This window comes from Pedobacter africanus (genome assembly GCF_900176535.1).
GTDB classification, from domain to species: Bacteria; Bacteroidota; Bacteroidia; order Sphingobacteriales; family Sphingobacteriaceae; genus Pedobacter; species Pedobacter africanus.
The window spans coordinates 1,637,832-1,664,004 of the sequence record NZ_FWXT01000001.1; the positions used below are offsets into that span (position 1 = coordinate 1,637,832).

Below are 26,173 nucleotides of genomic sequence, written 5' to 3' on the forward strand. Positions count from 1 at the left end.
TCATGAAAACCAGAATATACTATACTTTGCTTGTTTGCTGTGTATTCAGCTTGTTCTCTTCCTGTAAAAAATTCCTGGAAGTAGAGCCTAAGGGGAAAGTAATTTTAAAAACACTTACCGATTATGATCTGCTGCTGAACAGCCAAAACCTGACCAGCAGCGGAGAGCAATTGCTCAACCAAATGTCTGACGACCTGGATATTCCAACTGTAGATCCTATGACCAGGACAACCACCATATTGAGTTATGTGTGGTCCAACGACCTTAACCCGACAGTTAATGAAAGCCCGTTGGTATGGGGCAAGCATTATGCTAATATCTATGCCTTTAATGCAGTAATCAATGGTGTTGAACAGGCAACAACTGGAACTCCAAAGGAAAAGAAAAAGCTTAAAGCTGAAGCACTGGTAGGCAGGGCATTTGAATACTTGTACCTGGTAAATTTATATGCCAGGACCTATAACGCTGCAACAGCCAATACAGACCTGGCAGTTCCTTTCATTATCTCAACAGACATCATGAACAAAACACCCGAAAGGTCTGTGGTAAATTTCATCTACGGAAAAATCATTGATGACATCAATGCTGCTATACCCGACCTGCCGGCAAACAACAACACCAACAAATTCAGGGGATCAGTAAACGCAGCATATAGTATCCTAGCCAGGACCTATTATTACATGAATAACTTTACAGAAGCTGCAAAATATGCAGACCTTGCATTAAAAGAACCAGGAACAGGTTTGATGGATTACAATCCTGTTGCTACTAAAGCAGATATCCCCAATATGCCAATCAACAAACAGGAAATCTATGCCCGTTATGGAACAAATCCGGCTTCGGTAGTACTTCCTACGGTAGAATTCCTGAAGATGTTTGACAAAAATGACCTGCGTTTAAAACTATACTATACAAAACTGGGCGATTTTACATTTCCTACCCGTGGGGTAAGCCAGTTTTCACCAAATGGTAGTGCCGTTAGTTTTGGTACTTCTGTAGCGGAAATGAAACTTATCATTGCCGAAGCAGCGGCAAGGGCAAATAACCTGCAGTTGGCATTAGACCAAATGAACGACATCCGCAAATTCCGTACCGCGACCGCCGCTTATCAGCCTTTCCAATCGTCAGACAAAGAAGTGGTGTTACAGCGTGTACTTCTGGAACGCAGGTTTGAACTCGCCTTTAAAGGAATGAGGTGGATGGATATGCGCAAACTGGATGCAGAAAACAGAATGCCAGCCGTAAACCGTTTAAATGCAAAGGGAGACATCATCAGCACATTGGAGCCTCACAGCCCGAAATACGTGCTCAAGATACCTGCCGCTGTGTTGAACTTTAATCCGGATATGCCTCAAAATTAATCATACAGCATTCCTGGAAAGGCCAATTAACCTTTAATCCCTTTAAAAAATAACCTTTCTCCTTAAATCCCCGGACTTTGAGGGGAACGGTTATTTTTCTACCTTTACTGTGGCGAACCACATATAGGCCCTGCAGGCTTATGCCACAACATGATGCAACTGAACCCTGAAGCTGATTTTAACGAAGAAAAAACGCTCCTCTATCAAATCTCCACCGGAGATGAAAAAGTATTCAGTGTGTTTTTTCACCGCTACAGCCCTAAGGTTTACACCTATGCCTTAAAAATTGTAAAATCTGAATCGCTGTCGGAAGAAATTACCCAGGAAGTATTTGTAAAAATCTGGAACCTGGGCGAACAGCTCAATAGCATCGAAAACCTGGATGCATACCTGCGTGTATTCACACGTAATCAAACATTAAAAGTTTTGCGCCGACTGGCGCTGGAAGTCAGGACCAACAAAATGATGGCCCCGGGCTATACAGAAACCCATAATGAGACCGAGGAATACATCATCTTTAAAGATTCTGAAAAAATCCTCAACCAGGGCATTGCGCAACTCCCTGCCCAGCAGAAATTAGTATACCTGCTATGCCATCAGGAAGGCTTGAAGTATGAGGAAGCCGCCGAAAGGCTGAACATCTCCAAGCTCACTGTAAAAACCCATATGCAGCATGCACTCCGCTTTCTGCGCAATTATGTAAGCACCCATACCGATATTGCAGTGCTGGTCATCCTCATGACTTTTCTTGCCGAATTACATTAATCAACTTTTTTTCTTTTCCATTACTCCGACCTGCTTCGCCGGGGGTCTATATAAGAAAAGGAGTTTAGAACATCCACCCTATGCATATTAAATTAGAAAATTTATACCAGCGATATGTTGAAGGCACCTGTACAAACGAAGAACGTGCAGAACTGCTTTCTATCGTTGCAGCAAACCCTGACGACCCTGAACTTACAGGTTTGCTTGATGGTACCTGGAATAAAATAAATACAGCAGAAATGCAGTCACTGGATGATCCGGAAGACATGCTGAACAACATACTCGGTCAGCAAAAAAAATCAGTAGTCAAAAAAATCGGATGGTACCCTTATGCCGTAGCAGCATCTATCGTAATGGTTTTGGGCGCTGCCATCTTTTTTTATACCTCTAAGACCCCCACTGCCATACCGTCTAATCCAACAGCAGTCAACATTCCTCCGGGAACAAATAAAGCCACTTTAACCCTGTCTGACGGAAAAGTAATTACCCTGGACAATACAGCTGAAGGAGAAATTGCCACTCAGGCCGGGATCATCATACGTAAAACCAAGGATGGACAGCTTGTATACGACATAACAAAAGACCAGGAAACAAAAACCTCAGGTGCTCTGGCTTACAACACCATCGTTACACCCAGGGGCGGCCAATACCAGGTAAATCTACCCGATGGTACAAAAATATGGCTGAATGCCGCATCCTCATTAAAATACCCTGCAGTATTTAATGGCAAACAACGCAGGGTAGAACTAACAGGAGAAGCTTATTTCGAAGTAGCTAAAGACAAAACGCATCCGTTTGTTGTGGCTACAGATAAACAGGAAGTCCAGGTGCTGGGCACGCATTTCAACATCAACAGCTATGCGGATGAAAGTGTAACGAAAACAACTTTGCTGGAAGGCAGCGTAAAAGTGTCTTCCAAAGGCGCAGAAAGATTCTTATTACCAGGCCAGCAATCTGCATTACGCGGTAATGATCTGAATGTCTACCTGGTAGATACGGAAGAGGCCATAGCCTGGAAAAACGGTGACTTCCGGTTTAATGAAGCAGACCTGAGCAGCATCATGCGTCAGCTTTCGAGATGGTACAATGTTGATGTAAGTTTCGAGAAAAAACCTACAGCAGAACTTTTTCACTTTACAGCTTCCAGGAACATTAGCCTGGCAGATATGCAAAAAATATTTGAGTACAATGGTATTAACTTTAAAATAGAAGGGAGAATGCTTATAGTAAAATTATAACCAAAAAGATTTTACTTGAAAAAGAAAGCCGGAAGTGTTACGAGCACCCCCGGACTTAAGTTTCAGGTAAATAAAAAAATGAAATCGGGATAGACCACATTCAATTATCAACCCAATCGGGCAAAGGAATCTCTTCAAAAAGGGAAACGGTTTGCCACGACTAAACCAAACAAAAATATGAATAAAATTTTAGACGCATTAAGGGTCATGAAATTAATTATATGCTTACTAATCATCAGTATCCAGGCCAGTGCAACAGCATTTAGCCAGCGCATTAGCTTGAGTGAAAAAAACGCAAGCATAGAAAGTATCATTAAAAAAATTGAGCAGCAAAGCGGCTACTCTTTTTTCTATAAGATAGACCTGCTCAGAAATAACGCTTCTAAAATTAACCTCTCCTTAAAAAATGCAACGGTAGACCAGGCATTACAGCAAACACTAAGCAACCAGCCTTTAACCTTTGTTATTGTAAACAACACCGTTATCATTAAAGAAAAGCCTGCCGCCACTGATAGACCCAACAGCCCTGAGGCTAAAAAACCAGTACGCGGAAGGGTAACAGACGGCAAAGGCCCTATCCCCGGAGTTTCTGTAAGAATTGATGGTACGAATATGGCCACCATGACGGATGCAAACGGATACTTCACCTTAAACCTGGCTCCTGGTACTTATCGTATTGTTTTTACCTCTATTGGCTACGAGAGTAAACGCATTGAAAAGGTGATCACTGAAAACGACAACACAGAAATCAACGTGGTTTTAAATGTAGCCATTGCACAATTACAGGAAGCAGTAGTAATGGGTTACAGCACCAAAAAGGCCAGTGAGATCACAGGTGCATTGCAAACTTTCAATGCCAAGCAACTGGAAGGTGTAACCACCAACAACCTGATATCTTTACTGAAAGGAAAAGTTGCGGGTATGTACATCACTGAACCTTCAGGAGACCCAAATAACAAAGCATCCTTTGTTGTACGCGGGCAGGGTACTTTACCAATAACAGGTAGTACTACGCTTCGTGTCACCAATAACCTCAATCCATTAATTGTAGTAGATGGGATCATTTATCCCGATGTGGCCTATCCAAGCGATATCGTTTCTTCAACCGATATAGAAAGCATCACCCTATTAAAAGATGCAGCATCAACAGCCATTTACGGTTCACGCGCCAGCCAGGGTGTATTGGTGATCACCACAAAAAAAGGCGTTGCAGGCAACATGAAACTGGATATCAACAGCACTTTTGGTGTAAGCAAAAGATACATGGGTAAAATCGAGTTCATGAACAGCCAGGAATTATATGAACACCAGCGCAAAATGTTGTTGAACTCCTTTGCCATCAGAAATGAAGGCTTGAGTCAGGATGCTTACCTCACAAAATACCTGCCGCCCACTTCGGTATTAAACAATTACACCAACTGGAACGATGAAATATATCGTGATGCTATGGTGAAAACTGTAGATATCGGTTTGTCTGGTGGAACGGAAAAAACACGTTATTATTTTGGGGCCAACCGCTATGACGAGCAAGGTCCTTTAAAAGGCAACGACCTGTTAAGAAATAGCTTTAAGTTAAATCTGGAGCATAATATTACCAGTAAGCTAAGTCTTAACGCCAATATTAGTACAATATTTGACACTGGAAACAGAAGCCCGGTTGGCGGGATCACCCCCCTTTCTTTGCTGCCATGGTACACCTTAAACAACGATGATGGAACCCCTAAAAAAATATTGGGCACAGATGTGCTGAACAATATTTCTCAAAATCCGCTATACGATTTACCTTACAACAGTAACATTACCAAAACCCAAACGGTACTTGGTGTATTCTCAGCAAAATACAAATTGTTCGATTGGCTGACCCTTTCTTCTAACAACTCTTACAATACCACCTTCATTGACAATCAATCTTATGAAGATCGTTTGTCCTTAACTGGTACGGGAGATAAAGGAAGGCTTTCACAACGCAAAACAAATACTTATTCTTTCATGACTTCCAACCTGGTTACCGCACGTAAACAATTTGGTTTGCATACTGTAGGTGGCTTAGGAGGTTTCGAATACAATAAAAATGGCTCTGAATTTAATGCCCTCGCGGTAAAAAACATGCCTACAGGCGTTAAGGTTCCTTCTGCAGCTGCAGAAGTGTGGAATACCTTTAGCGGAAAATCCTTCGCGGGAGAAAAATACGTAAGGGCTTCCTATTCACTATTTTCTGAGGGCAATTACAACTATGACGAACGTTATTTCGCCAATGCTTCATACAGAATGGACTACTCCACCAATTTTGGTATAGAAAAAAGGGCTGGTCATTTTTATTCGGTAAGCGGCGCCTGGCTGGCCAGCAATGAGCAGTTCCTGAAAGGCAATAAATACCTTACCAATTTGAAAATCAGGGCAAGTTATGGTACCAGTGGTAAAGTAGCTGGAGAAGATTTCCTGACTGAGAGCTTCTACAATTTCAACTATCAGTATGGTGGCGATCCGGCAGGTATCATCAACCAGCTAGGAAACCGGCAAATTACCTGGGAACGTGCTTACGTAAGAAATCTGGGTATTGATTTAGGCTTGTTCAACAGGATTACCGTATCGGCCGATATCTATAGGAAACGCAATACAGATTTGCTTCAAAGAGTTGCCACACCTTCTGTATTAGGCGTACCCAGCCAGTACCAAAATATAGGTGCTATGGTTAACAAAGGTGTAGAACTGGTCCTTTCCAGCAGAAACCTTACCGGCAAATTCACCTGGGAAACTGGTTTTAACCTTACATTCAATAAAAACAAGATCACCAAACTGTACGATGGCAAACTTCAAAACGGATATTTTGGACTTCTTAAAGAAGGGGATGACATTAATACCGTACGTGCTGTGAAATGGATGGGTGTAAACAGTGAAACGGGCGCACCTCAATTTGAACGCCTGGAACTTGACCCGGCCACAAACACCTATACCAGCAAAATCGTAAACGTTTATGATGATATATTTAAAGGTTTAACCGGAGATGCTGCTGCAGCGCAGTACCAGTTGGTAGGCATGGGCGCTCCTAAATACTATGGTGGTATACTGAATACTTTTGGGTACAAAGGCTTTGAGCTGTCTGTATTGCTGAATTTTGCCGCCGACTATCTGGTATATAACAACTCGCGAAGCAGCTATTTTTCCTCAGAGGGAAACAATGTGTTGAGGTATAACCAGGTCAAACCAAGAAACGGGCAATCAATCTGGGAAAAACCAGGTGATAAAGCCACAGAGCCTATGATTTACCGCAGCCGTACAGATGGTGCTGATCAGCAGCTGCTCTCCAGATTCTGGGAAGACGCCAGTCACATCAGGGTGCGTAACGTAAGGCTAAGCTATTCTCTTCCTGCTCAAATCATAAACAAAGCAAAATTAACCCGCGCAAACATCTTCCTGAGTGGTGATAACCTGTTTGTCTTTACCAAAAAAACCTTTTACGGATCTGACCCTGAAGGTAACCTGGCCGGAGACACCAACAATTATGGCGTGAGTGCAGGTTATGGTGCCAGCCGCAAGTATCTATTGGGCGTACAATTAACATTTTAATGAAGCAGACAATGAAAAAGTACATACTATCCGCATATATATGTTTTGCAGCAATTGTATTGTTTGGCTGCAAAAAAGCAATTGATGAAAACATCAGGCCTTTTAACGATAAATCTGACAAAGAACTCTTAGCAACTCTTGATGGCTTAGCACTTGCTACAAACGGCAATTATGCCCTAATGGTTACCAAATCGGCTGGCGATAGCCAATATGCTATGAACTGGTTCAATTTAAGTGAACTTAAAGGCAATAACCTTCGTCCGGTGGTTGAGGCCTTTCCCCAAACCAGAAGCGATGCTTATCTTTTTAGAAATTCGCCTACTCAGGGTCCAACGGCTTCATTCTGGAGAATGTCCTATCGTCTGGTATTTGGTGTGAATAAGATCATTGATGCCATCAATGATGGACAGGGTGCAGCTTATGACCAGCTTAAAGGTGAAAACTATTTCCTGAGGGCATTGGCTTATTTCAACCTGGTAAGGGTTTATGGTCGTCCATATTATGACAACAATGCATCCAACCTTGCGGTACCACTATCGCTGAGCTCAATGGTAGATAAGGACTATCAGCCAAAACGCAATACGGTTAAAGAGGTGTATGCCCAGATCATCTCCGATCTGGAAAAAGCCGCCTCATTAATGAACCAGCCGCGCGCAGGTAACCCTAATAACTATGCCTGCAAGGAAGCTGCCTGGGCACTTTTATCTCGTGTTTATTTGTATATGGGTGGCACATCAAACGCTCCGCAAAATGAGTACAATACCAAGGCCGTGGAATATGCAGATAAAGTAATTGGATCTAATAAATATACTTTATTGCAAGGCACAGCGTACAGCAGTTCCTTTGCTATAGACGGCAAAACCAATAAGGAATACATATTTGCTTTCAGACATGATGATGCCAATGGCAATAACATCAATGAATTCCTGATTGCGATGAATATATTTGGCACTATTTACCAGGGTGAATACGCGGCATCTCCAGATTATATGGCTATTCTGAACCAAAACCCGGGCGATTTGAGAAAAAACTTTATCAAAGTCGAAAATGATAGCCGCATTACCTTGGCCGATAAAAGCAGGAATTCAGTCATTAAATACGATTTTCAGAAAATTGCGCCTCCGGGAGGGTTTGACTTCAGTGCGCACAGCAGAAGTGCTACACCTTACCTCCGTTTAGCGGAAATGTTCCTGAACAAAGCAGAAGCACTTGCAAAATCGGGAGACAATACCAATGCGCTGATTGCGCTGAACCTGGTTAGAACAAGGGCCCTGGCACCTGCATGGACAACCACAACACTTGCTGCAGCGGGCATGACGGTCTTCCAGGCAGTATTAAACGAGCGAAGATTAGAGCTGGCATGGGAAGGTCACGGATCATTCGATAACTTCCGGAATGGACTCCCAATGGTTAGGAACTATACTGATTATTCTACAAATATTCCTTTGACCAAAGAAGCTAATGATAAAACTGTAATCTATCCTTTACCTCCGGGAGAAATTTTATTGAACCCGAACCTGGAACAAAACCCATTATAAAATATAAGCACCGGACCGACTGCCGGTCCGGTGCTTACGCTAAATTCCGCTCCAATTAGCAAACCCATAACTAACAACAAAATGAAAAAACTATTAACCGGAATTGCCTGCATCCTTGCCCTATCGACATCTGCTCAGGACCGCGAGATCACTTTTAAGGAAGGCGATTGGAAAACACAGCTGGCCGCAGCCAAAAAAGAGAACAAGATCATCTTCTTCGATGCCTACACATCATGGTGTGGCCCTTGTAAAATGATGGCCAAAGATGTATTTACCAAAAACGAGGTTGCCGATCTGTTCAATGGTACCTTCTATAATGTTAAATACGATATGGAAAAAGGAGAAGGCCCGGCATTAAAAGACAAATATGATGTAAAAGCCTATCCTACCTACCTGTTCATCAACGGTGAGGGCGAAGTAGTACATAAAATTGTGGGCAGCATGTCGGCCAAGGAATTCATTACTGAATCCAATAAAGCGCTGAAACCCGAAAGCACTGCATTTGGGCTGGCCAAGAAATTCAATGCCGGCGATCATTCAGAAGCTACCGCAGTTGCCTATCTCGAAGCATTGGAAAAAGCGTATGAATCGGACAAAATGGGTAGTGTGGCAAAAATCTATTTCGATGGTTTACCTAAAGCCTCGTTACTGGAAGCCCGCAAATGGGAACTGGTCCAGAAATACCTGAACAACCCATCGTCACAAGCCTTTGCTTACCTGTATGCCAATAAAGCAGAGCTGGGAAAGAAATATGGGGCTGATAAGGTGAACATGTATTTCGAGAACACCATGAATATGTCTGTTTATTCCGTTAAAAGGGCATACGAGAAAAAGGACAATCTTAATGAAGCCAAAGAAATTGCTGCAGCCATCAGGAAACTGCAGGCTGCTAAACCTACAAAAGGATCGGCTTTTATGCTGGCCCAGCTGGACTTGATAGCGTTTGCCGCAGCAAACCAGTGGGATAAATTTACTGCAAAGATAGATGCTGTACTTGCAGATGCCGGTTTCCCGCGCAAAGACCAGCTTGTGGTTACCGCAGCTAACGACGTAGTTACCGCAGCGCCCGCAAAATATTACCCTGTTGCCGAAAAATGGGCAAATGAGCTCCAGAAAACTGCGGGTGATTTTACCAACATCCAGTTAACTGACCTCAGGAAACGTATCCTGAAAAAACAGGGAAAAACCGCTGAAGCTGAAGCCATGGCGGCCAAAGCAATGGAACTGAGAAAAGAGGCAGGAAAAAAAGGTCAGATGACCCCTCCAATGATGAAAGACTAAGAATTAACTTAAATATATATAACACCAAAAACAATGATTAAAAAAGTTTTAATGCTGGCAATTGCAGCCCTGTTTATACTAAGCAGCAGCTTTGCCCAAAAAGGAAAAACAGTAACTTTTACAGGTACGGTTAAATTCCCCGACACAGAAAACAAATACCCTATTTACCTGGGCAAATATGAAGGTGAAGGTTTTAAAAGAGCTTTTAAAGCAATAGACAGTACAAAATTAGATGCCAACAACAACTTCTCGTTTAAAGTACCAGCCGATAAACCGGATTTTTACCAGGTACGTGTTTATTATTTCGACCGTATTGACTTCTGGGCAAATAAAGATAACATCCATGTCAATGTGAGGGGTATTGATACCGCCAAAATGAAGATCAAAAACCCTCCGTATATTTATATGGAAAACACATCTGCCGAGAATGATGTGATCAATGATGTGAACCTTGTGGCTTACCTTGATTACCAGCAGATGATCGCAGTTGGTCAGGAACAATACCAGGCCGGTCTTTCAAAAGAACCCAAATGGATAGAATACATGAAAGATGGTTATAACCGCATCGGTAAAGACCGCGACTTCCGCATCAAATACCTGGTTAATAAGTACAAAGACCAGCCTTCAGTATTGTACGCGCTGAACTATTTAAGTACCAAAAGAGATCAGGAACTGATCATGACTACCCTGGATAACCTGACCAAAAAATTCCCTAACCTTACACAGGCACGAGACAAAAAGAAAGAAATCCTGGATGGTATTGCCCAGGCTGCAAAAATTGCCGATGGTCAGAAAACACCCGATTTTTCTTTCCCGGATGTAAACGGCAAAAAATGGGGACCAAAAGATTACAGGGGCAAATACCTGATCATCGATTTCTGGGCTTCATGGTGTGGCCCTTGCCGTCAGGAAATTCCTCACCTGAAAGAAGTGTACAAAAAATATAAAGACAAAGGCCTGGAGATCCTGTCCGTTTCTGTAGATGCCAAACCAGAAGCCTGGAAAAAAGCGATGGACGAAGAACGTATGACATGGCCGCAAATTAATGCGGTAGAATCTAAACCTGTTATGTCTTCTTATATGTTCAGTGGCATTCCTTACCTGGTAGTGGTGGATAAGGAAGGAAAAATTGTAGAGAAAAATGTGCGTGGTGAATCTTTAGATAAAGCCATGCAAAAAATATTTGGCATGTAAAACCTGATGGCCAGACCTCTGGCCATCTTTAACAAAACATAAAATGAAAAAGATCATATTATCATTACTGATGTTAACAAGCTTCTCCGCTTACAAAGCCAATGCTCAAATGGGAGCAGCACAAAAGGTTAAGTGGGACATTGAAAAAGAAGCAGACATCAATATGGAACTCGATGCGGTATGGGACGTTTTTCAAAATAACGAACTGCTCAAAAAAGCCTCAGATGGCTATGTAAGTGCGATAGAAGTGATAGACGCGAATATGCCGATATCCAGAAAGATTGGCTTTTCAAACGGCGGCAATCGTTTAGAAAACATTACTCAGAACGAGGCTCACAACAAACTGATAGCGATTGACTTTGTTGACAGCAACCTGCCGAAAGGAATCAAAGCAGCACAATATGCCATTTTCTTTAAGGCCAATGGCAGCAAAACAAATGTAAAGTGGAGGGCTTTAGTAAGTGGTGATTCGGACGCAAAACAAGCGTTGGTAAAACAGTTGACTGCTGAATTTGACAGCTATGCTGCTGGTTTGGAAAAGATGACAAAGAAATCCATTCCGGCAGTGCGTATGAATTAAAAAATGACCATTCTCTTCCTGCACTGATTTTTAAGGCGCTAAAAGCGCATAAAAATGATGTGCCATCAGAGGAGGTTTTTTTTTGAATAACAGGGCGGTTAAGCATGATGCTTAACCGCCCTGTTTCTGTATAGCAGTATAAATATTAATTAGAAATCAGTAAGTTTGGACGCTCTTGGGGATAAATTCGACTAAAACATGGCGTCCGTTTTAACAGATATAACTAATTTACAAAGTGCAGTGGCAAAAAATGCCGATGAAGCTGCTTACCGTAAATTATTTATATTGTTTCATACACCTGTTATACGTTTTGCAAACACAATCGTACATTCCGAAGAACTTGCCGAAGAACTCTATGCAGATGCAATGATGAAAATCTGGTTGATGGGGCCGAAACTGGAACAGGTTATCGACCTGAGGGTTTACCTTTTTACCCTGGTCAAAAATTCCGCTTTTAATCACCTCAAAAAACATAAAGGCCGTAGTTTCGTAGGTCTGGATGACCTTGAGCTAATACCTCAAGGCAGCGCAACCCCAATTGAACATCTAATTGAAAAAGAACTTCAGCTGAATTTGAATAAAGCAGTCGACATGCTACCCCCTAAATGCCAGATGGTTTACAGGCTGATTAAAAATGAAGGGTTCAGCTATAAGGAAGTATCTGAAATCTTAAGCATTTCTACCAATACCATTGAAGGTCACATGACCAATGCGCTGAAAAAGATTACGCTGTACATGAGACAGCACCTGGATCTTTAAAATATTTTTTATCAGACCGGTGGTTCCCTTCCATTTTTTTGTCTCTTAATTGAAACAACCGGAAATCTATGGCCGAAGATATTTTTTTTAAACTTTTAAGCAGGCAGCTGGCCGGTGAAGCCACTGAAAAAGAATTGCAGCAATTGAAAAAAATGATTGATGCAGACCCTGAACTGAAAAAAGTATACCTGTCATTTCATGCTACCGAAAGCGAGATTTCTGAAGAAGAGCTGAGCAAAGCCGAACAGGCTTTTGCCTTACATTCTTTAAAAATGCACCTCCATGTTCCGGCGGCTCCAGCCCGCCATTTGGGCAAGGGTAAAAATCGGCAGCGCATTTTGCTTGCCAGTGCAGCGCTTTTATTGATCTTCACGATTTTTATGTTACTATTTTCTCCTTTTGGCAGCAACACGGCATTAAAAAGCCAGGTGGTAACAAAAAAGGGTTCCAAAACTATGGTTAAACTGCCAGATGGCAGTTCGGTATGGGTAAATGCGGACAGCCGGCTGCAATATGCCGACAACTTTAAAGGCAAACTACGCGAAGTATGGCTGGATGGAGAAGCATTTTTTGATGTAAAAAAAGATCCGGCACATCCTTTTATAATCCATACCGATAAAATCAACATTAAAGTACTGGGTACAGCTTTCAACGTAAAAAGTTACCCGAAAGATCAGGTTATCGAAACCTCCCTGATCAGGGGACGGATTGAAGTAAGTTTTAATGACAGGCCCTCTGAAAATATCATCCTGCGCCCTAATGAGAAACTCACGGTACGCAAAGATCAGTCAGAGCCAGACAATGCCGAAGCAGAAAATACACCTAAAATTAAGTTAGACAATCTACTGCGCCTGAATGCACAAAACCAGGTAGTGGAAACCGCCTGGATGGATAATAAAATAGCTTTCTCCAACTGTCCCATGTCCGACATCGCTGTCATGCTGGAAAGACGGTTTGACATCAATGTCGAATTTAAAGACCAGGAGGTCATGAAATACCGCTATACAGGAATATTTAATGACGAAAGTATAAACGACATACTTAAAATAATGAAAATTACTAAACCCTTTAACTACAAACTGAATGGAAAAAAACTGACGATTACAAACTGATGTCGGGTTAATTATAAACGGGAAATGTTGTCGCATTCCCCGTTAGCAAATAATTGATGACTGATGATTTCCCCCGGAAAGAGAAAAATATCAACCTTTTATTAATCAACTATTCAAAACAAATATATGAAGAAAACCAAACTTTTCTTTCAGAACCATTTTGCCAGGTGCTACCGAAAACATTTTCTAAAAATGAAGTTACTTTTAATACTTGCGCTGCTCACCATACACACCAGGGCCTCGCTATATTCTCAAACCCGTATAACCATGGAGTTGAAGAATACCCCATTGAGCAGTGTGCTTAGAAAAATTGAGCAGAAAACCACTTACCGCTTTGCGTACAACAATGAGGTAGTTCCCTTTAAAAAACTGGTGAACATCGACGTTAAAGATGCCGGGATTTCAGAAATCATGACCAAATTACTGGATAAACTGCCTTTGACCTACAATGTGGTTAACAATGTAGTGGTCATAAGTGCCATTGACAGACCTGCGGCAACAACCAATCCGGCTGAAGCTGTACTGGTGCAGGGAACAGTAAGCGATGAGCAAAACCTGCCCTTTCCCGGTGTAAACATCAGATCACAGAAACATCCCTCCATCACCAGCGTTACCGATCCAAAGGGCCAGTTTCGAATTACCCTGCCCGATGCTGCCGATGTACTGATCTTTAGCTTTGTGGGCTACCAGATTGCAGAACAGCCTTTGCCGGTAAGCGGGGCACTGAATATTAGCCTTAAGCCCCTGGGCGGTTTACTGAACGAAGTAGTAATTAATGGTTACGGGAAACAGGCCAGAGCCATTACTACGGGAGCTGTAGGCCTGGTTAAATCTCAGGAGCTGGAAAACCGTGCATATACTTCTATAGACCAATCGCTGCAGGGAAGGGTTGCCGGGTTACAGTCCGTTGGTTCATCAGGGCAGCCGGGTGCACTGCAGCAAATCCGCATCCGCGGAATAGGCTCCATCTCTGCAGGGTCCGATCCCCTCTTTGTTATTGATGGTGTAATCGTAAGTGCCGGCCAATTGTCCAGAGCTACCACTACCTCCAACGCGCTATCAGCCATAAACCCTAATGACATCGAAAGCATCAACGTTTTAAAGGATGCCTCGGCCTCGGCCATTTATGGCTCAAGGGCAGCAAATGGGGTCATCATCATTACCACAAAACAAGGCGCCCAAGGCAAAACAAAAGTTAATTTTGATGCCGAGTATGGCATCACAAAGCTGGGAAAAATCCCCGAAGCTGGTAAGTTGCTCACAACCGGGCAATGGCGAACGTTAACCGCACAAGGAGTATTAAACAATCCATCCTATGCCAAACTCAATGGGGTAACGGCCGACAATGTATTTACTTTCCTGGATAACAAATTTGGTTCTGGAAACGGACTGAATACCAACTGGCTTGACCTGGTACAAAGGGACGGCCGGCAGCAGCAGTATAACCTGGGCATCAGCGGGGGCACGGGCAACACACAATACCATGTTTCGGGTGGGTATTTTAAACAGCAGGGAACCGTGATTGCCTCAGATTTTAACCGCTATTCCTTTAAGGTGAATTTAAAAACCAAAGTTACGGATCGTCTTTCCCTATCAACCACCCTAATTCTGGGGGCCAATGGCCAGAATTCTCCCGCAAATGGCAGCTCTTCCGACAATCCTATTACCGCCGCGGTACACTTGTTCCCTTTTATTTCACCCTACAATGCAGATGGCACCTACAACACAGACGCGGCAGTATTTGGTTCAAAATCAAACCCACTCTACACTGCCAAATACAACAAAAACAAACTCAGCCAGCTTAAAGGCCTCGGAACCTTATCGGCAGCATACAAAATTACCGATAACCTGAGTTTTACCTCAAGGATTGGTACGGATTACAACAACCTGGAAGAAGACACCTACTATAACCCAACGCATGGGGCCGGCGCATTTTACGACAATGGTTACTCCTCGCGCGCCTATACACGTTACTTTAATTGGACCTGGACCAATATGATCGATTACCATTTAGACCTTAAACGCGATCAGACCTGGGTAACCAACATTAAATTGGGTTATGAAGCCCAAAAATCGCAGAATTATACCGCTACAGCCAGCACTACGGGGCTACCAGGAAACCCGGCAGCAACGGTTCCTTCAAATGGGACCAATCCTTTCGAAGCTTCAGGAGCCAATTCTGATTATACCATTGCTTCACTACTCAGTCTGGCCGACTTCTCCTATAAGGGAAAATACGTCATTTCCGGAAGTTACCGTCGCGATGGCTCTTCCCGCTTCAGCGAAAAAAACCGTTACGGAAATTTCTGGTCTGCCGGTGCCTCCTGGAACATACAGGAAGAAGCTTTCCTAAAGCCGCTTAAGTTTATTAACATCTTAAAGCTAAGAACAAGCTATGGCCTTACAGGTAATGCAAATATTGATGACTATGGCTGGAGACAATTATACAGCTATGGGGTTTCGAGCGATTACTCGGTCTCTTACTATAATTTTAACTACGATGGCGAGGTGGGCAGCGGCCCTACTTCTGTTGGAAACCCGTACCTGACCTGGGAAACCAACAAACAATTGAACCTGGGCATTGATGCCGGTTTATTTAACAACAGGCTATCTTTTACCTTCGATTATTACAACAGGAAGGCAACTGATTTATTGCTCAGCCAGCCTACCTCCGGTACCACAGGTGCAGGTGCTTTTTTAAACAACATCGGTTCGATGAGAAACAGGGGTGTTGAATTTTCCATCAACGGAACACCTGTACAAACTGCTGACTTTAAGTGGAGCGCAGGCTTTAACATTTCCCGGAACATCAACAAAATTACTTCCCTGGTAGATGGAAAAGACATGAAAGGTTCTTCTGTGATCAGAAGGGTTGGGCTCGACTTTCAAACTTATTACCTGCGCCAATGGGCTGGTGTTGATCCGGCCAACGGAAAGCCGCTTTGGTATACCGACGAGACCAGGACAGCAACCACAAGCAATTACAACCTGGCCAAGCTTGTTCCCAATCATTCTGCCACGCCTAAAGTATTTGGCAGTTTTACCTCTGCTTTTGCCTACAAAGGCTTTAGCCTGGATGGGTTATTCTATTACAACTTTGGCAATCATGTGATGGACCTTTGGTCGAGATATACGCAATCTGATGGGGACAACAGCTCTTTTAACCATTTTGCCTCGCAGCTGGGCGCGTGGCAGAAACCAGGCGATATAACTGATGTTCCAATCTATATTTTCAACAATACCAACAACTCCAGCCGTGCTTCCAGTCGTTTTCTCTATAAGGGAGACTACATCCGCCTAAGAGAATTAACACTGGCCTATGCTTTTCAGAAGGCAGTGCTATCGAAAGCAAAGATTGAAGGCTTGAGCATATATGTGCGCGGAACAAATCTGGCCACCTGGGTTAGGGACAAGAAATTGCCCTACGATCCGGAAGCTGGCTTAACCGGACAATCCAACTATAACATCCCAATGCCAAAAGTATTTACCCTGGGTCTTAACCTAAAGTTTTAATCTGAGTAATAAAATGAAGAATTTAAATAATATACTATTGATTGGAGGTTTTATAACCTTGCTTTCCATTGTTTCCTGTACAAAAAGCTTCCTGGATCAAAAGCCCTACACCAGTATTTCTAAAGAAGATGCGCTTAAAACAGCTGCTGATGTTAAAACAGCACTAAACGGTGCCTACGCAAACTTACGCAATGGCGAGCTTCGTGGGGCTGCTGTTCCAATACTTGGTGATCTGCTTGCCGATAACATCTACCTCTCGACAGTCAATATTGGTCTTTTTAACGGGGAGAATGCCTATTCCATCACCACAGATGGCGCTTACAGCAACCGGGTATGGTTTTTTGCCTACGCCAACGCTTTACAGGTAAATAACATTATAGATGCCCCATTGAACCAGGGCAGCGAGGTGATGCAATATAAAGGTGAAGCCTATGCCATTCGCGCTTTGCTTTATTTCGACCTGGTGCGTTTCTTCGGAAAACCTTATACCCTGGCACCCAATACACTTGGTGTGCCCATTGTATTGCATTACGACCCTGCAGCCTTACCTAAGCGAAATACGGTTACCGAAGTTTATACCCAAATCCTCTCAGATCTGGACCAGGCTATCAGTCTGATGTCGCAATACAATGGCTCAGCAAGATTTTCCAAATATGCTGCAATAGCATTAAGGGCCAAAGTAAATTTATATAAAGGAGACTATCAGAAAGCCTATGACGATGCCAAAAATGTATTGGCCAACAGCGGTTTTACTCCGGTTAACAGGGCCGATCTGGCAGCCTACTGGGCCGCAGCAATACCTCACGACCAAAGCAATAAAGTTGAAACACTTTTTGAACTTGCATCAGATGCTTTTAACAATGCCTCAGATGAACTTGCAACGCATTTTGTGCAGGCCGATAACAGCGAAGGCGAAATGTTAACGACCAAATCATTATTTGATGCCTATACCACAGCGGATGTCAGGAAGAGCCTCATCATTAAAGGTGTGCGGAACAGGGTTGGTGGCGAAGACCCTGCTTACATCGTGAATAAATATCCTGTTGTAGTTGGGGACTTCAATGAAAAAAAGGTGATCCGTTTAGCGGAAGTTCAGCTAATTGCTGCTGAGGCCGCCTACCGTCTGAACAAGGAAAGCGAAGCCCTGACATGGCTAAACACTTTGATGGCACAGAGAGATCCTTCCTTAATTTATGCTTCTGCTGGTGTATCCCTGCTGGCCGACATTGTAAACGAGAGACGCAAAGAACTTGCCTTTGAGGGCGACCGTTTCTTTGACCTCAACAGGTTGAACCAGAATATCAACCGGACAGAGGAATATCCCAGCGGCATTATTGAAGCGGGAGATTACCGGAGGGTAATGCCAATGCCGCTGGGAGAAATCAATGTAAACCCCAATATTGTTCAGAACCCAAATTATCAGTAAGCAGCTTAACCCAATTTAAAATGTTTAGAATTCTTTTCATACTGTTTATGGCGATGCCATTTGCAGGCTTTTCACAAAAAAACAACTTTGTTATAAAAGGGACCATTGGCAGGCTGCAGCCCCCTGCCAAAGTTTACCTGAAATACTATACCGGTACCGAAACAAAAATTGATTCCGCTCTGCTCCGTAATGGCAAATTTGAGCTCAGGGGCTATTTAAGCGCAATTAACCGTGGAATATTTTATTTGAATACCAAAGGTACAGGGCCATCGCGCGAGGATTACCGCTATTTATACATCGATAAGGGCACCACTACATTGAGCAGTACCGGATCTGCCAAAGCGGCAACCGCCTCTGGTACACAGATTGTGGCCGAAGATGCCAGCTATCAGGCGGCATTGACCCAGGGAACAGTAGCGCAATTCATTCAGGCACATCCATCATCCATTATCTGCTTGAGGGCCTTATTCGCAATGCTTTCTTCTACCGATCCACAAGAACTGGAAACTTTATTCCTGGGTTTATCACCAGAAATCCGTAACAGCGGGGATGGCAAAGGGCTTTTCTCCAAAATCCAGTCACTCAAAAATGTAGCCATCGGTAAGATTGGCCCCGACTTTTCCCAGCCAGACACCAGCGGAAAACCAATACAGCTTTCTGCTTTTCGTGGAAAATATGTATTGCTGGATTTCTGGGCATCCTGGTGTGGCCCCTGCAGGAAAGAAAACCCAACGCTGATCAGGATGTACCAATTGTACAAGGACTTAAACTTTACCATCATTGGTGTATCCCTGGATGAACTTTCAGGAAAAGAAGAATGGATCGAGGCGATCCACAAAGACAGGTTAACCTGGCCGCAGGTTTCAGATTTAAAAGCTGAAAATCATGCGGCAAAGCTATACGGGATCACCGGTATACCTCAAAACTTTTTAATTGATCCGGACGGGCGGATCATAGCAAAAGACCTGAAAGGGGCTGCACTGGAAAAAAAGCTTTCCGAAATATTAGCGAAGCCAAATTGACAGGAGCTTGTCCTAAATTAGTATGTCAACCTGAAAAGACATATACCAGGTCAAATACTGCTTCGGACTGACTGACCTGATGTTCCCCGGGAAAAAGTATACTTTTCCTGGCGAGCACCAGGTCAGTCCTTTATCTGACACGTTATCACGCAACCAGCGCTAATTGTCCTGCAGTTTGGCATATAGCGCTTTATCGAGCCCATAAATATCGTCGTAAAACAGCAGTCTTCCTTTTTCATCGATATCTGTTGTATAGTAAGTAATAAAAACGGGCACAGAAACCGGCAACCCTATATATTTGGCCCTTGGGTAACCACTTTGCATTGCACTTTTGATCTGCTCGTACTTTTTCCCCTTTTCGAACAGGGCAAGAGCAAGCAGCAAGGGTTTTTCTACCCGAACGCAGCCATGACTGATGGCACGCATAGGCTGGTTAAAAGCAGCTTTTACGGGGGTATCATGAAGGTAAACACTGCTTTCATTTTTAAACAGAAATTTGATTTTGCCCAATGAATTCCGGTAGCCGGGCTGCTGTTTGAAAGAATAACTACTTACGTTTTCCCTGGCCCAGTCTATAGATTCGGGATCATCTATGAGTTTACCCTGCTTGAAGACATGGATGTTGTTATTGGCCAGGTAATACTTGTCGCGGCCAGCATACTTTGAGATCTCATTTTTTGCGATGCTTTCAGGAATGTTCCAGACCGGATTTACCTGTACACTATAAATTTTACTGCCCAGCTGTGGGGTCTCTTTGCCTTTTTCTCCTACACAAACTTTCATCTGCAGTACAGATATACCCTTTTCTATTACCTGTAAATTAAATTCAGGGATATTTATCCGTACAAATTTCTGTTCAGTTGGCTTGTTTCTCCAGCGTAGGCGCTCCAGGTTCACTTTTAAAGTCTGCTGTGTTTCTTCGAGCGTTTTTTTGGGGGCCTGTATTTCATCTCTTAATGCTGCCTGCAAGGCCAGGTACTTTTTACCCTTTGGTTGTATACTGTCCAGATAGCCCCTAAGATCTTTGACCTCCAAAACACGCAACATTAAAATACTATCTGGCTGCGCTGTAGGTGTAAAATAATTGCTGTCTATCTGCGCCGGATTCAACAGACCAAACTGCAGGGCATTGCTGTATTTCAGCAATGAGCTGGCCACCTGCAGTTCCAGCTCTACCACATCCTGGTACACATTAAGGGTAAGCCCTTTTTTGACATACAGACGTTCCCTCATTTTTCTTATGTTAGTAACAGCAAATAGCTTAGGATCAAGACCATGTCGAGAAACCGCTTCAAAATAGGACAACAAAGTTTGCAGCTGATCTTGTAGCATAAAATGGGATATCAGTACCGGCTGAAATGTTTTACTTTGATAAAATGAGCGGATGGCATTGGGATAGCTTAGCTGAGCCTGCTTATTTTCCAGTACACGCTTAAATACATCCTGAAAATCCTCAGCTCCCTGTTTGGCTATTGCAGCCTGAATAACAGGTGTGGTTACACCAGCGGGACCAGCTATTCGTTTAACCTTGCAGGAAAAACACAGCAAGACACCGAAAAACAAGAGAATAGTGACCAGCCTTTTCATGATGCTTTCTCTTTCACAAGGGATTAACAAACGGGCTACGAGATTGTTTTTTTACCATTTCTGGTTGTTTTCAGAAAAAAATATACGTTCTCAGAGCAGGCATAGGAATAATTGATGCTGAAGGGCATCAATTATTCCTATGCCTGCGAAGAGTAATGCTTATTTTTAATTTTAATCTGCAGAAATTCCGGTTGAATTGAACTGCAGGTCGTACAGTTTTTTGTAATATCCGTTCAGTTTCAGTAACTCCTGATGCGTTCCCATTTCCTTGATCTCTCCTTTATCCAGCACCAGTATTTTATCGGCCTTTTGTATGGTAGAAAGACGATGCGCAATTACGATGGAGGTACGGCCCTTCATCAGGTTTTCTATGGCACGCTGGATCAGCATCTCGGTTTCTGTATCTACGGAAGAGGTAGCTTCATCGAGCACCAGTATGGATGGATTATACACCAGGGCCCTGATAAAGGAAATGAGCTGGGCCTGACCAGCCGACAGTGTCGCCCCACGCTCCATTACGTTGTACTGGTAACCGCCAGGCAAGCGTTCAATAAAATCGTGCGCCCCTACTTTTTTAGCAGCATCAATAACCTGTTCCATGGAAATATCCGGATTGTTTAGTGTGATGTTGTTAAAAATCGTATCCGAAAACAGGAACACATCCTGTAGTACAGTAGCAATATTGCTACGCAGAAAACTGAGTTCGTAATCCTCTATTTTAACCCCATCTACCCTGATCTCTCCTTTCTGGATTTCATAAAACCGGTTCAATATATTGATGGTCGATGATTTACCTGCGCCGGTAGCGCCTACCAGTGCAATGGTCTTACCTGCCGGTACCTGGAAAGAAATAGCTTTCAGTACGTAATTTTCCTCATTATATGCAAACCAAACTTTATCAAATGAAATTGAACCTTCCATTTTTTGAGGAACAAAAGTGCCCTTGTTCACCGTTACTTCATCGGTATCCAGCACCTTGAATACCCGCTCTGCACCCACCATTCCCATTTGCAGGGTATTGAACTTATCGGCGAGCTCGCGGATTGGCCTGAAGAGCATACTGATGTACATGATGAATTCTGTGATGATACCCGGCTTAACATCAGGATCGTTCAGAATGGTCTTTGCACCGTACCAAACCAGCAGGCCCAGCGACATGGCCGAGATGATCTCAACCACAGGAAAAAATATGGAGTAGTACCAGTTGGAACGAATATTGGCGTCGCGGTAGCGGCCGTTGATCTTTAAAAACTTTTTGTATTCCTGCTCCTCCCTTGCAAAATACTGAATGATGGAAATACCTGTGATGTGTTCCTGCAGGTAGGTATTTAAATTGGAAACTTCTGTACGGATTTCCTGAAAGGCCGATTTAATGGCCTTTTGAAAAACCGATGTGGCCATAATCAGCAGTGGCATAGGCAACAGCACCACCAGGGTAAGTGTCCAGTCCTTATATACCATTACACCAATGATCACAATGACCATTAAAACGTCTCCGATAATCACGATAAGGCCTTCGGAGAAAATTTCGGCAATGGTCTCCAGATCAGAAACCGTACGGGTGATGAGCTGGCCGATCGGTGTATTGTCGAAATATTTTAACCGCAGCCTGGTAATGTGATTAAACACATTGATGCGCAGGTCGCGGATGGCCGACTGCCCCAGGGTATTGGTAAGCAGGGTATGGCTATATTGGAAGACCGTTTGGAGGATCAGGAGTATGAACATCAGGATGGTCATGTTCAATAAACCTCCATAATCTCCGGTAAGAATATGATGGTCGAGCGTATAACCGATAAGGATAGGCCGGAGCGGCGCAATGGCCGCCAGGAGTATGGTGAGTACTACAGACCAGATAAAAATACTGCGGTAAGGTTTTACATATTGAAAAACCCTTTTCAATAAGCTGAAGTTAAACGCATCACCGGTTATTTTTGACATATTACTTTACAAAGGGATAAATTACATTTACTAAATACAAACCACAGGCCGGAACAGATTGTCCTGCATTACTGCGGTTCTTACTTTCTATAATTTGTTTAAACTGAGCTAAGTTAAGTTCATTTTTACCTACCTGTATCAGTGTGCCCACAATAGCACGCACCATGTTCCTCAAAAACCTGTCGGCCCTAACGGTAAACCGCAAACCGCTCTCCTGCTCCTCAAAAAAAGCGGCTGTAATTTTACAGTTATTGGTGAAGGTCTGGGTATTGGATTTACTGAAACAGGAAAAATCGGTATAGTTGAGCAGGAGCTCTGCTGCTGCATTCATGGCTTCAATGTCAAGCTCGCCTTTATACAGCCAGGAACGGTTCAGTTTAAAAGGGTCTTTATGAAAATGAAGGTAGTAATGGTAGGCACGTTCGGTTGCATCAAAGCGTGCATGGGCATCTGCATCAACTTTAAATACCCTTTTTACCGCAATCTGATAAGGCAGAAGCGCGTTAATGCCCGTCACCGAACATAAGGGATCCGGCAACTTCGCCTTTGCCTCAATACTTTCCCCATCAGGCGGAACCGACAGATCGAAATGTGCGTAAAACTGCGTAGCATGTACACCTGTATCTGTACGCCCGCAGCCCAGCGTACTTACCGGCTGCCGGAAATAAGTGGATAAAGCTTTATCCAGGCATTCCTGTACCGTAGTAGCATTGGGCTGTATCTGCCAGCCATGATAAGGGGTGCCGTCGTACGACAATTCAATAAAATACCGTTGCGTGTTCAATAGTACAAAATTATCTTTTTAATCGGATATCGAATTGCTTAGTTTTGGCCTTTTAATATATTTGTTAAAATTATTGAACTGATATGATACAAAGAGTGCAATCTATATGGCTTTTGTTGGCAGCGTTGACGCTTGTGAGCTTATTCTTTTTCCCGCTGCTATTTAAAAGTGTAAATAATACCGAGTATTTACTTTATATAGACGGACAGCATATAGGCGCGATGATCTTAAACGGCGTTACCATCTTATTATGCCTGATTTGTATTTTTCAATTTAAGAACCGCCCGATGCAAAAACGCCTGATCATGATCAACATGGTCCTGATCATCGCTACGGCTGTATTGTCGGTATTAAATGCATCTTTATTACCGGGTGGAATCAGTGGGGCTTCACTGCATATTGGTTCAGGAATGTTTGTCCTTGCCCTGCTGTTTTGCATGCTTGCGATCCGCGGAATCAGAAAAGATGAGCAATTATTAAGATCCGCCGACAGACTCAGATAATTAACCGCTTGATTTTTATTTAGTTACTAATCTGTAAAATTCCAAAAATTAAACTTACCTTTGCGGCTTAATAAATAAAATACATGATAAACCCATTTAGTAAATTGGGGATAAGTGATGACGTTGTTAATGCTGTAAAGGATTTAGGTTTCGAAAATCCAACACCTATTCAGGAACAAAGTATTCCTGTGCTGTTAGAGGGCAATAACGATTTTGTTGGTTTGGCCCAAACAGGAACAGGAAAAACAGCCGCATTTGGTTTGCCGCTGTTAGAATTGATAGACTTCAAAAGCAATAAGCCTCAGGCATTGATTTTATGCCCTACAAGAGAGCTCTGCTTGCAGATTACTAGCGACATCAAGAATTTCTCAAAAAACACCCCTGGTGCTAATGTTGTTGCCGTTTATGGCGGTGCAAACATTATGCAGCAATTGCGTGAAATTAGAAACGGTGTACAAATTGTAGTGGCTACACCGGGCCGTATGTTAGACATCATTGGCCGTAAAGCCATAGATTTCAGTAATGTGAAATATGTAGTGCTCGACGAAGCAGATGAAATGCTGAACATGGGCTTCCAGGAAGACATTAATGATATTTTGTCGACCACACCTGATGACAAAAAAACATGGCTATTCTCGGCAACTATGCCTCCTGAGGTAAGAAGGATAGCCAGGAACTACATGGACTCACCGGTTGAACTGACCATGGGTACCAAAAACACAGGTAACGTAAATATTGAGCACGAATACTATGTAGTACGCGCAAGAGATAAATACGCAGCTTTAAAACGTATTGTTGACTTTAACCCTGAAATTTTCGGTGTTGTTTTCTGCAAAACCAAGCTCGATACACAAGATGTAGCTGAGCACTTGATTAAAGATGGTTACAATGCCGATGCGCTGCACGGAGATTTATCTCAGCAGCAGCGCGACAAGGTAATGCAGCGTTTCCGCGACCGTAACATGCAATTGTTAATTGCAACCGATGTTGCTGCCCGTGGTATTGACGTAAACAATGTGACCCACGTAATTAACTACTCCTTACCAGACGAGATTGAAAGTTATACCCACCGTAGCGGCCGTACGGGTCGTGCAGGAAAAACAGGTATCTCTATCTGTATCGTAAATTCGAAAGAATTGGGTAAGATCCGTCAGATCGAAAGGATCATTGGTAAGCAGTTTACAAAAGCTGCCCTCCCAACCGGATTTGACGTTTGTGAAAAACAATTGTTTGCCCTTGTTCACAAAGTTCACAATGTTGAAGTGAACGAAAACCAGATTGAGCAGTACATCCCGCGTATTATGGATGAGTTTGCTGAATTGACTAAAGAAGAAGTCATCAAACGTTTTGCATCTTTAGAGTTTAACCGCTTTTTAGAATACTATAAAAACGCGCCAGACCTGAACGCCTCAGACGAACGTGGAGAACGCGGTGAGCGCGGAGAGCGTGGCGACAGAGGCCCAAGGACAAGTGACGGTTATACCCGCCTGTTCATTAACCTGGGTTCTGTTGACGACTTCACCAGGGGCGATTTACTTTCTTTTGTATGCAACAATGGGAAGATCAGCGGGAAGAGTATAGGTAAAATAGATCTTAAAGGCGTTTACTCCTTCTTTGAAGTAGAAAGCGGTGCCGTTGATTCTTTATTCAACAACTTTAAAGGCGTTGAATTTAACAACCGCGGTGTAAGGATCGAAAAAACAGCTGACGGTGACGGCGGCGGTGGCCGTAGTCGCGGTGGTTTTGGCGGAGGAAGACGTGATGGTGGAAGCTATGGTGGCGGAAGACGTGATGGTGGAGAGCGCAGAAGTTATGGCGGAAAACGTGAAGGAAGTAACAGCGGTGGTGGTTTCAGGGATTTCTCTGGAAGAAGCCGTGAAGACAGAGGCGGTAGTGGTCGTCGTGATGGCGGAAGCGATAGAAAACGCAGATCTTAAGTTTTTATAACCATTATATAAAAAAGGGCGGGTGTTCAATGAACACCCGCCCTTTTTTATTGGAA

Annotated in this window: 18 protein-coding genes; 15 read left to right on the top strand and 3 right to left on the bottom strand. The window is 43.2% G+C overall.

The features are described from left to right. Positions 1-2: 2 nt before the first annotated feature. The 13 genes from B9A91_RS06830 (at position 3) to B9A91_RS06890 (ending at position 19,356) form a co-directional block, all read left to right on the top strand. Positions 3-1,361, top strand: a complete 1,359-nt coding sequence (locus tag B9A91_RS06830) for a RagB/SusD family nutrient uptake outer membrane protein (RefSeq protein ID WP_084237623.1) — start codon at positions 3-5, stop codon at positions 1,359-1,361. Positions 1,362-1,511: 150 nt separating this feature from the next. Then, a complete protein-coding gene (locus B9A91_RS06835; RefSeq protein WP_084237624.1) occupies positions 1,512-2,126 on the top strand; it encodes an RNA polymerase sigma-70 factor in 615 nt (204 codons plus the stop codon). Between the two features lie 80 nt (positions 2,127-2,206). Continuing rightward, positions 2,207-3,364, top strand: coding sequence for a FecR family protein (locus B9A91_RS06840; protein WP_084237625.1), 1,158 nt, complete (start codon positions 2,207-2,209; stop codon positions 3,362-3,364). Positions 3,365-3,541: 177 nt separating this feature from the next. Next, complete coding sequence (locus B9A91_RS06845; RefSeq protein WP_084237626.1) at positions 3,542-6,931, top strand: SusC/RagA family TonB-linked outer membrane protein; 3,390 nt, start codon at positions 3,542-3,544, stop codon at positions 6,929-6,931. Positions 6,932-6,942: 11 nt separating this feature from the next. Beyond that, a complete protein-coding gene (locus tag B9A91_RS06850; protein ID WP_159451659.1) occupies positions 6,943-8,469 on the top strand; it encodes a RagB/SusD family nutrient uptake outer membrane protein in 1,527 nt (508 codons plus the stop codon). Positions 8,470-8,550: 81 nt separating this feature from the next. Further along, positions 8,551-9,750, top strand: coding sequence for a thioredoxin family protein (locus B9A91_RS06855; protein WP_084237628.1), 1,200 nt, complete (start codon positions 8,551-8,553; stop codon positions 9,748-9,750). 33 nt (positions 9,751-9,783) lie between these two features. Next, positions 9,784-10,944 carry a TlpA family protein disulfide reductase gene (locus B9A91_RS06860; protein ID WP_084237629.1) on the top strand — a complete coding sequence of 387 codons (1,161 nt, stop codon included), beginning with the start codon at positions 9,784-9,786 and terminating at the stop codon, positions 10,942-10,944. Positions 10,945-10,987: 43 nt separating this feature from the next. Then, positions 10,988-11,524, top strand: coding sequence for an SRPBCC family protein (locus tag B9A91_RS06865; protein WP_084237630.1), 537 nt, complete (start codon positions 10,988-10,990; stop codon positions 11,522-11,524). Between the two features lie 198 nt (positions 11,525-11,722). Next, positions 11,723-12,283, top strand: a complete 561-nt coding sequence (locus tag B9A91_RS06870) for a sigma-70 family RNA polymerase sigma factor (RefSeq protein WP_084237631.1) — start codon at positions 11,723-11,725, stop codon at positions 12,281-12,283. A 68-nt stretch (positions 12,284-12,351) separates the two neighbouring features. Beyond that, on the top strand, positions 12,352-13,395 hold the full coding sequence (locus B9A91_RS06875) for a FecR family protein (protein WP_084237632.1): 1,044 nt from the start codon (positions 12,352-12,354) through the stop codon (positions 13,393-13,395). 192 nt (positions 13,396-13,587) lie between these two features. Next, positions 13,588-16,908: a SusC/RagA family TonB-linked outer membrane protein gene (locus B9A91_RS06880; RefSeq protein ID WP_159451660.1), complete on the top strand. Its 3,321-nt coding sequence runs from the start codon at positions 13,588-13,590 to the stop codon at positions 16,906-16,908. A gap of 13 nt (positions 16,909-16,921) precedes the next feature. Continuing rightward, complete coding sequence (locus B9A91_RS06885; RefSeq protein ID WP_084237634.1) at positions 16,922-18,334, top strand: RagB/SusD family nutrient uptake outer membrane protein; 1,413 nt, start codon at positions 16,922-16,924, stop codon at positions 18,332-18,334. A gap of 20 nt (positions 18,335-18,354) precedes the next feature. Then, entirely contained in the window at positions 18,355-19,356 is a 1,002-nt protein-coding gene (locus tag B9A91_RS06890) for a TlpA disulfide reductase family protein (RefSeq protein WP_084237635.1), read from the top strand. A 159-nt stretch (positions 19,357-19,515) separates the two neighbouring features. On the opposite strand, the gene B9A91_RS06895 is transcribed toward B9A91_RS06890, so the two are convergent. The 3 genes from B9A91_RS06895 to truA form a co-directional block, all read right to left on the bottom strand. Next, the gene (locus tag B9A91_RS06895; RefSeq protein WP_084237636.1) at positions 19,516-20,943 is read right to left on the bottom strand and encodes a L,D-transpeptidase scaffold domain-containing protein; all 1,428 of its coding nucleotides are present in this window, start codon (positions 20,941-20,943) and stop codon (positions 19,516-19,518) included. Between the two features lie 171 nt (positions 20,944-21,114). Continuing rightward, positions 21,115-22,884, bottom strand: coding sequence for an ABC transporter ATP-binding protein (locus tag B9A91_RS06900; protein ID WP_084237637.1), 1,770 nt, complete (start codon positions 22,882-22,884; stop codon positions 21,115-21,117). Position 22,885: 1 nt separating this feature from the next. After that, on the bottom strand, positions 22,886-23,668 hold the full coding sequence (truA, locus tag B9A91_RS06905) for a tRNA pseudouridine(38-40) synthase TruA (RefSeq protein ID WP_084237638.1): 783 nt from the start codon (positions 23,666-23,668) through the stop codon (positions 22,886-22,888). A gap of 83 nt (positions 23,669-23,751) precedes the next feature. Between truA and B9A91_RS06910 the strand changes: the two genes are divergently transcribed. Beyond that, a complete protein-coding gene (locus tag B9A91_RS06910; RefSeq protein WP_084237639.1) occupies positions 23,752-24,171 on the top strand; it encodes a DUF4293 domain-containing protein in 420 nt (139 codons plus the stop codon). Between the two features lie 83 nt (positions 24,172-24,254). Beyond that, complete coding sequence (locus tag B9A91_RS06915) at positions 24,255-26,108, top strand: DEAD/DEAH box helicase (RefSeq protein WP_200815607.1); 1,854 nt, start codon at positions 24,255-24,257, stop codon at positions 26,106-26,108. Positions 26,109-26,173 lie beyond the last annotated feature (65 nt).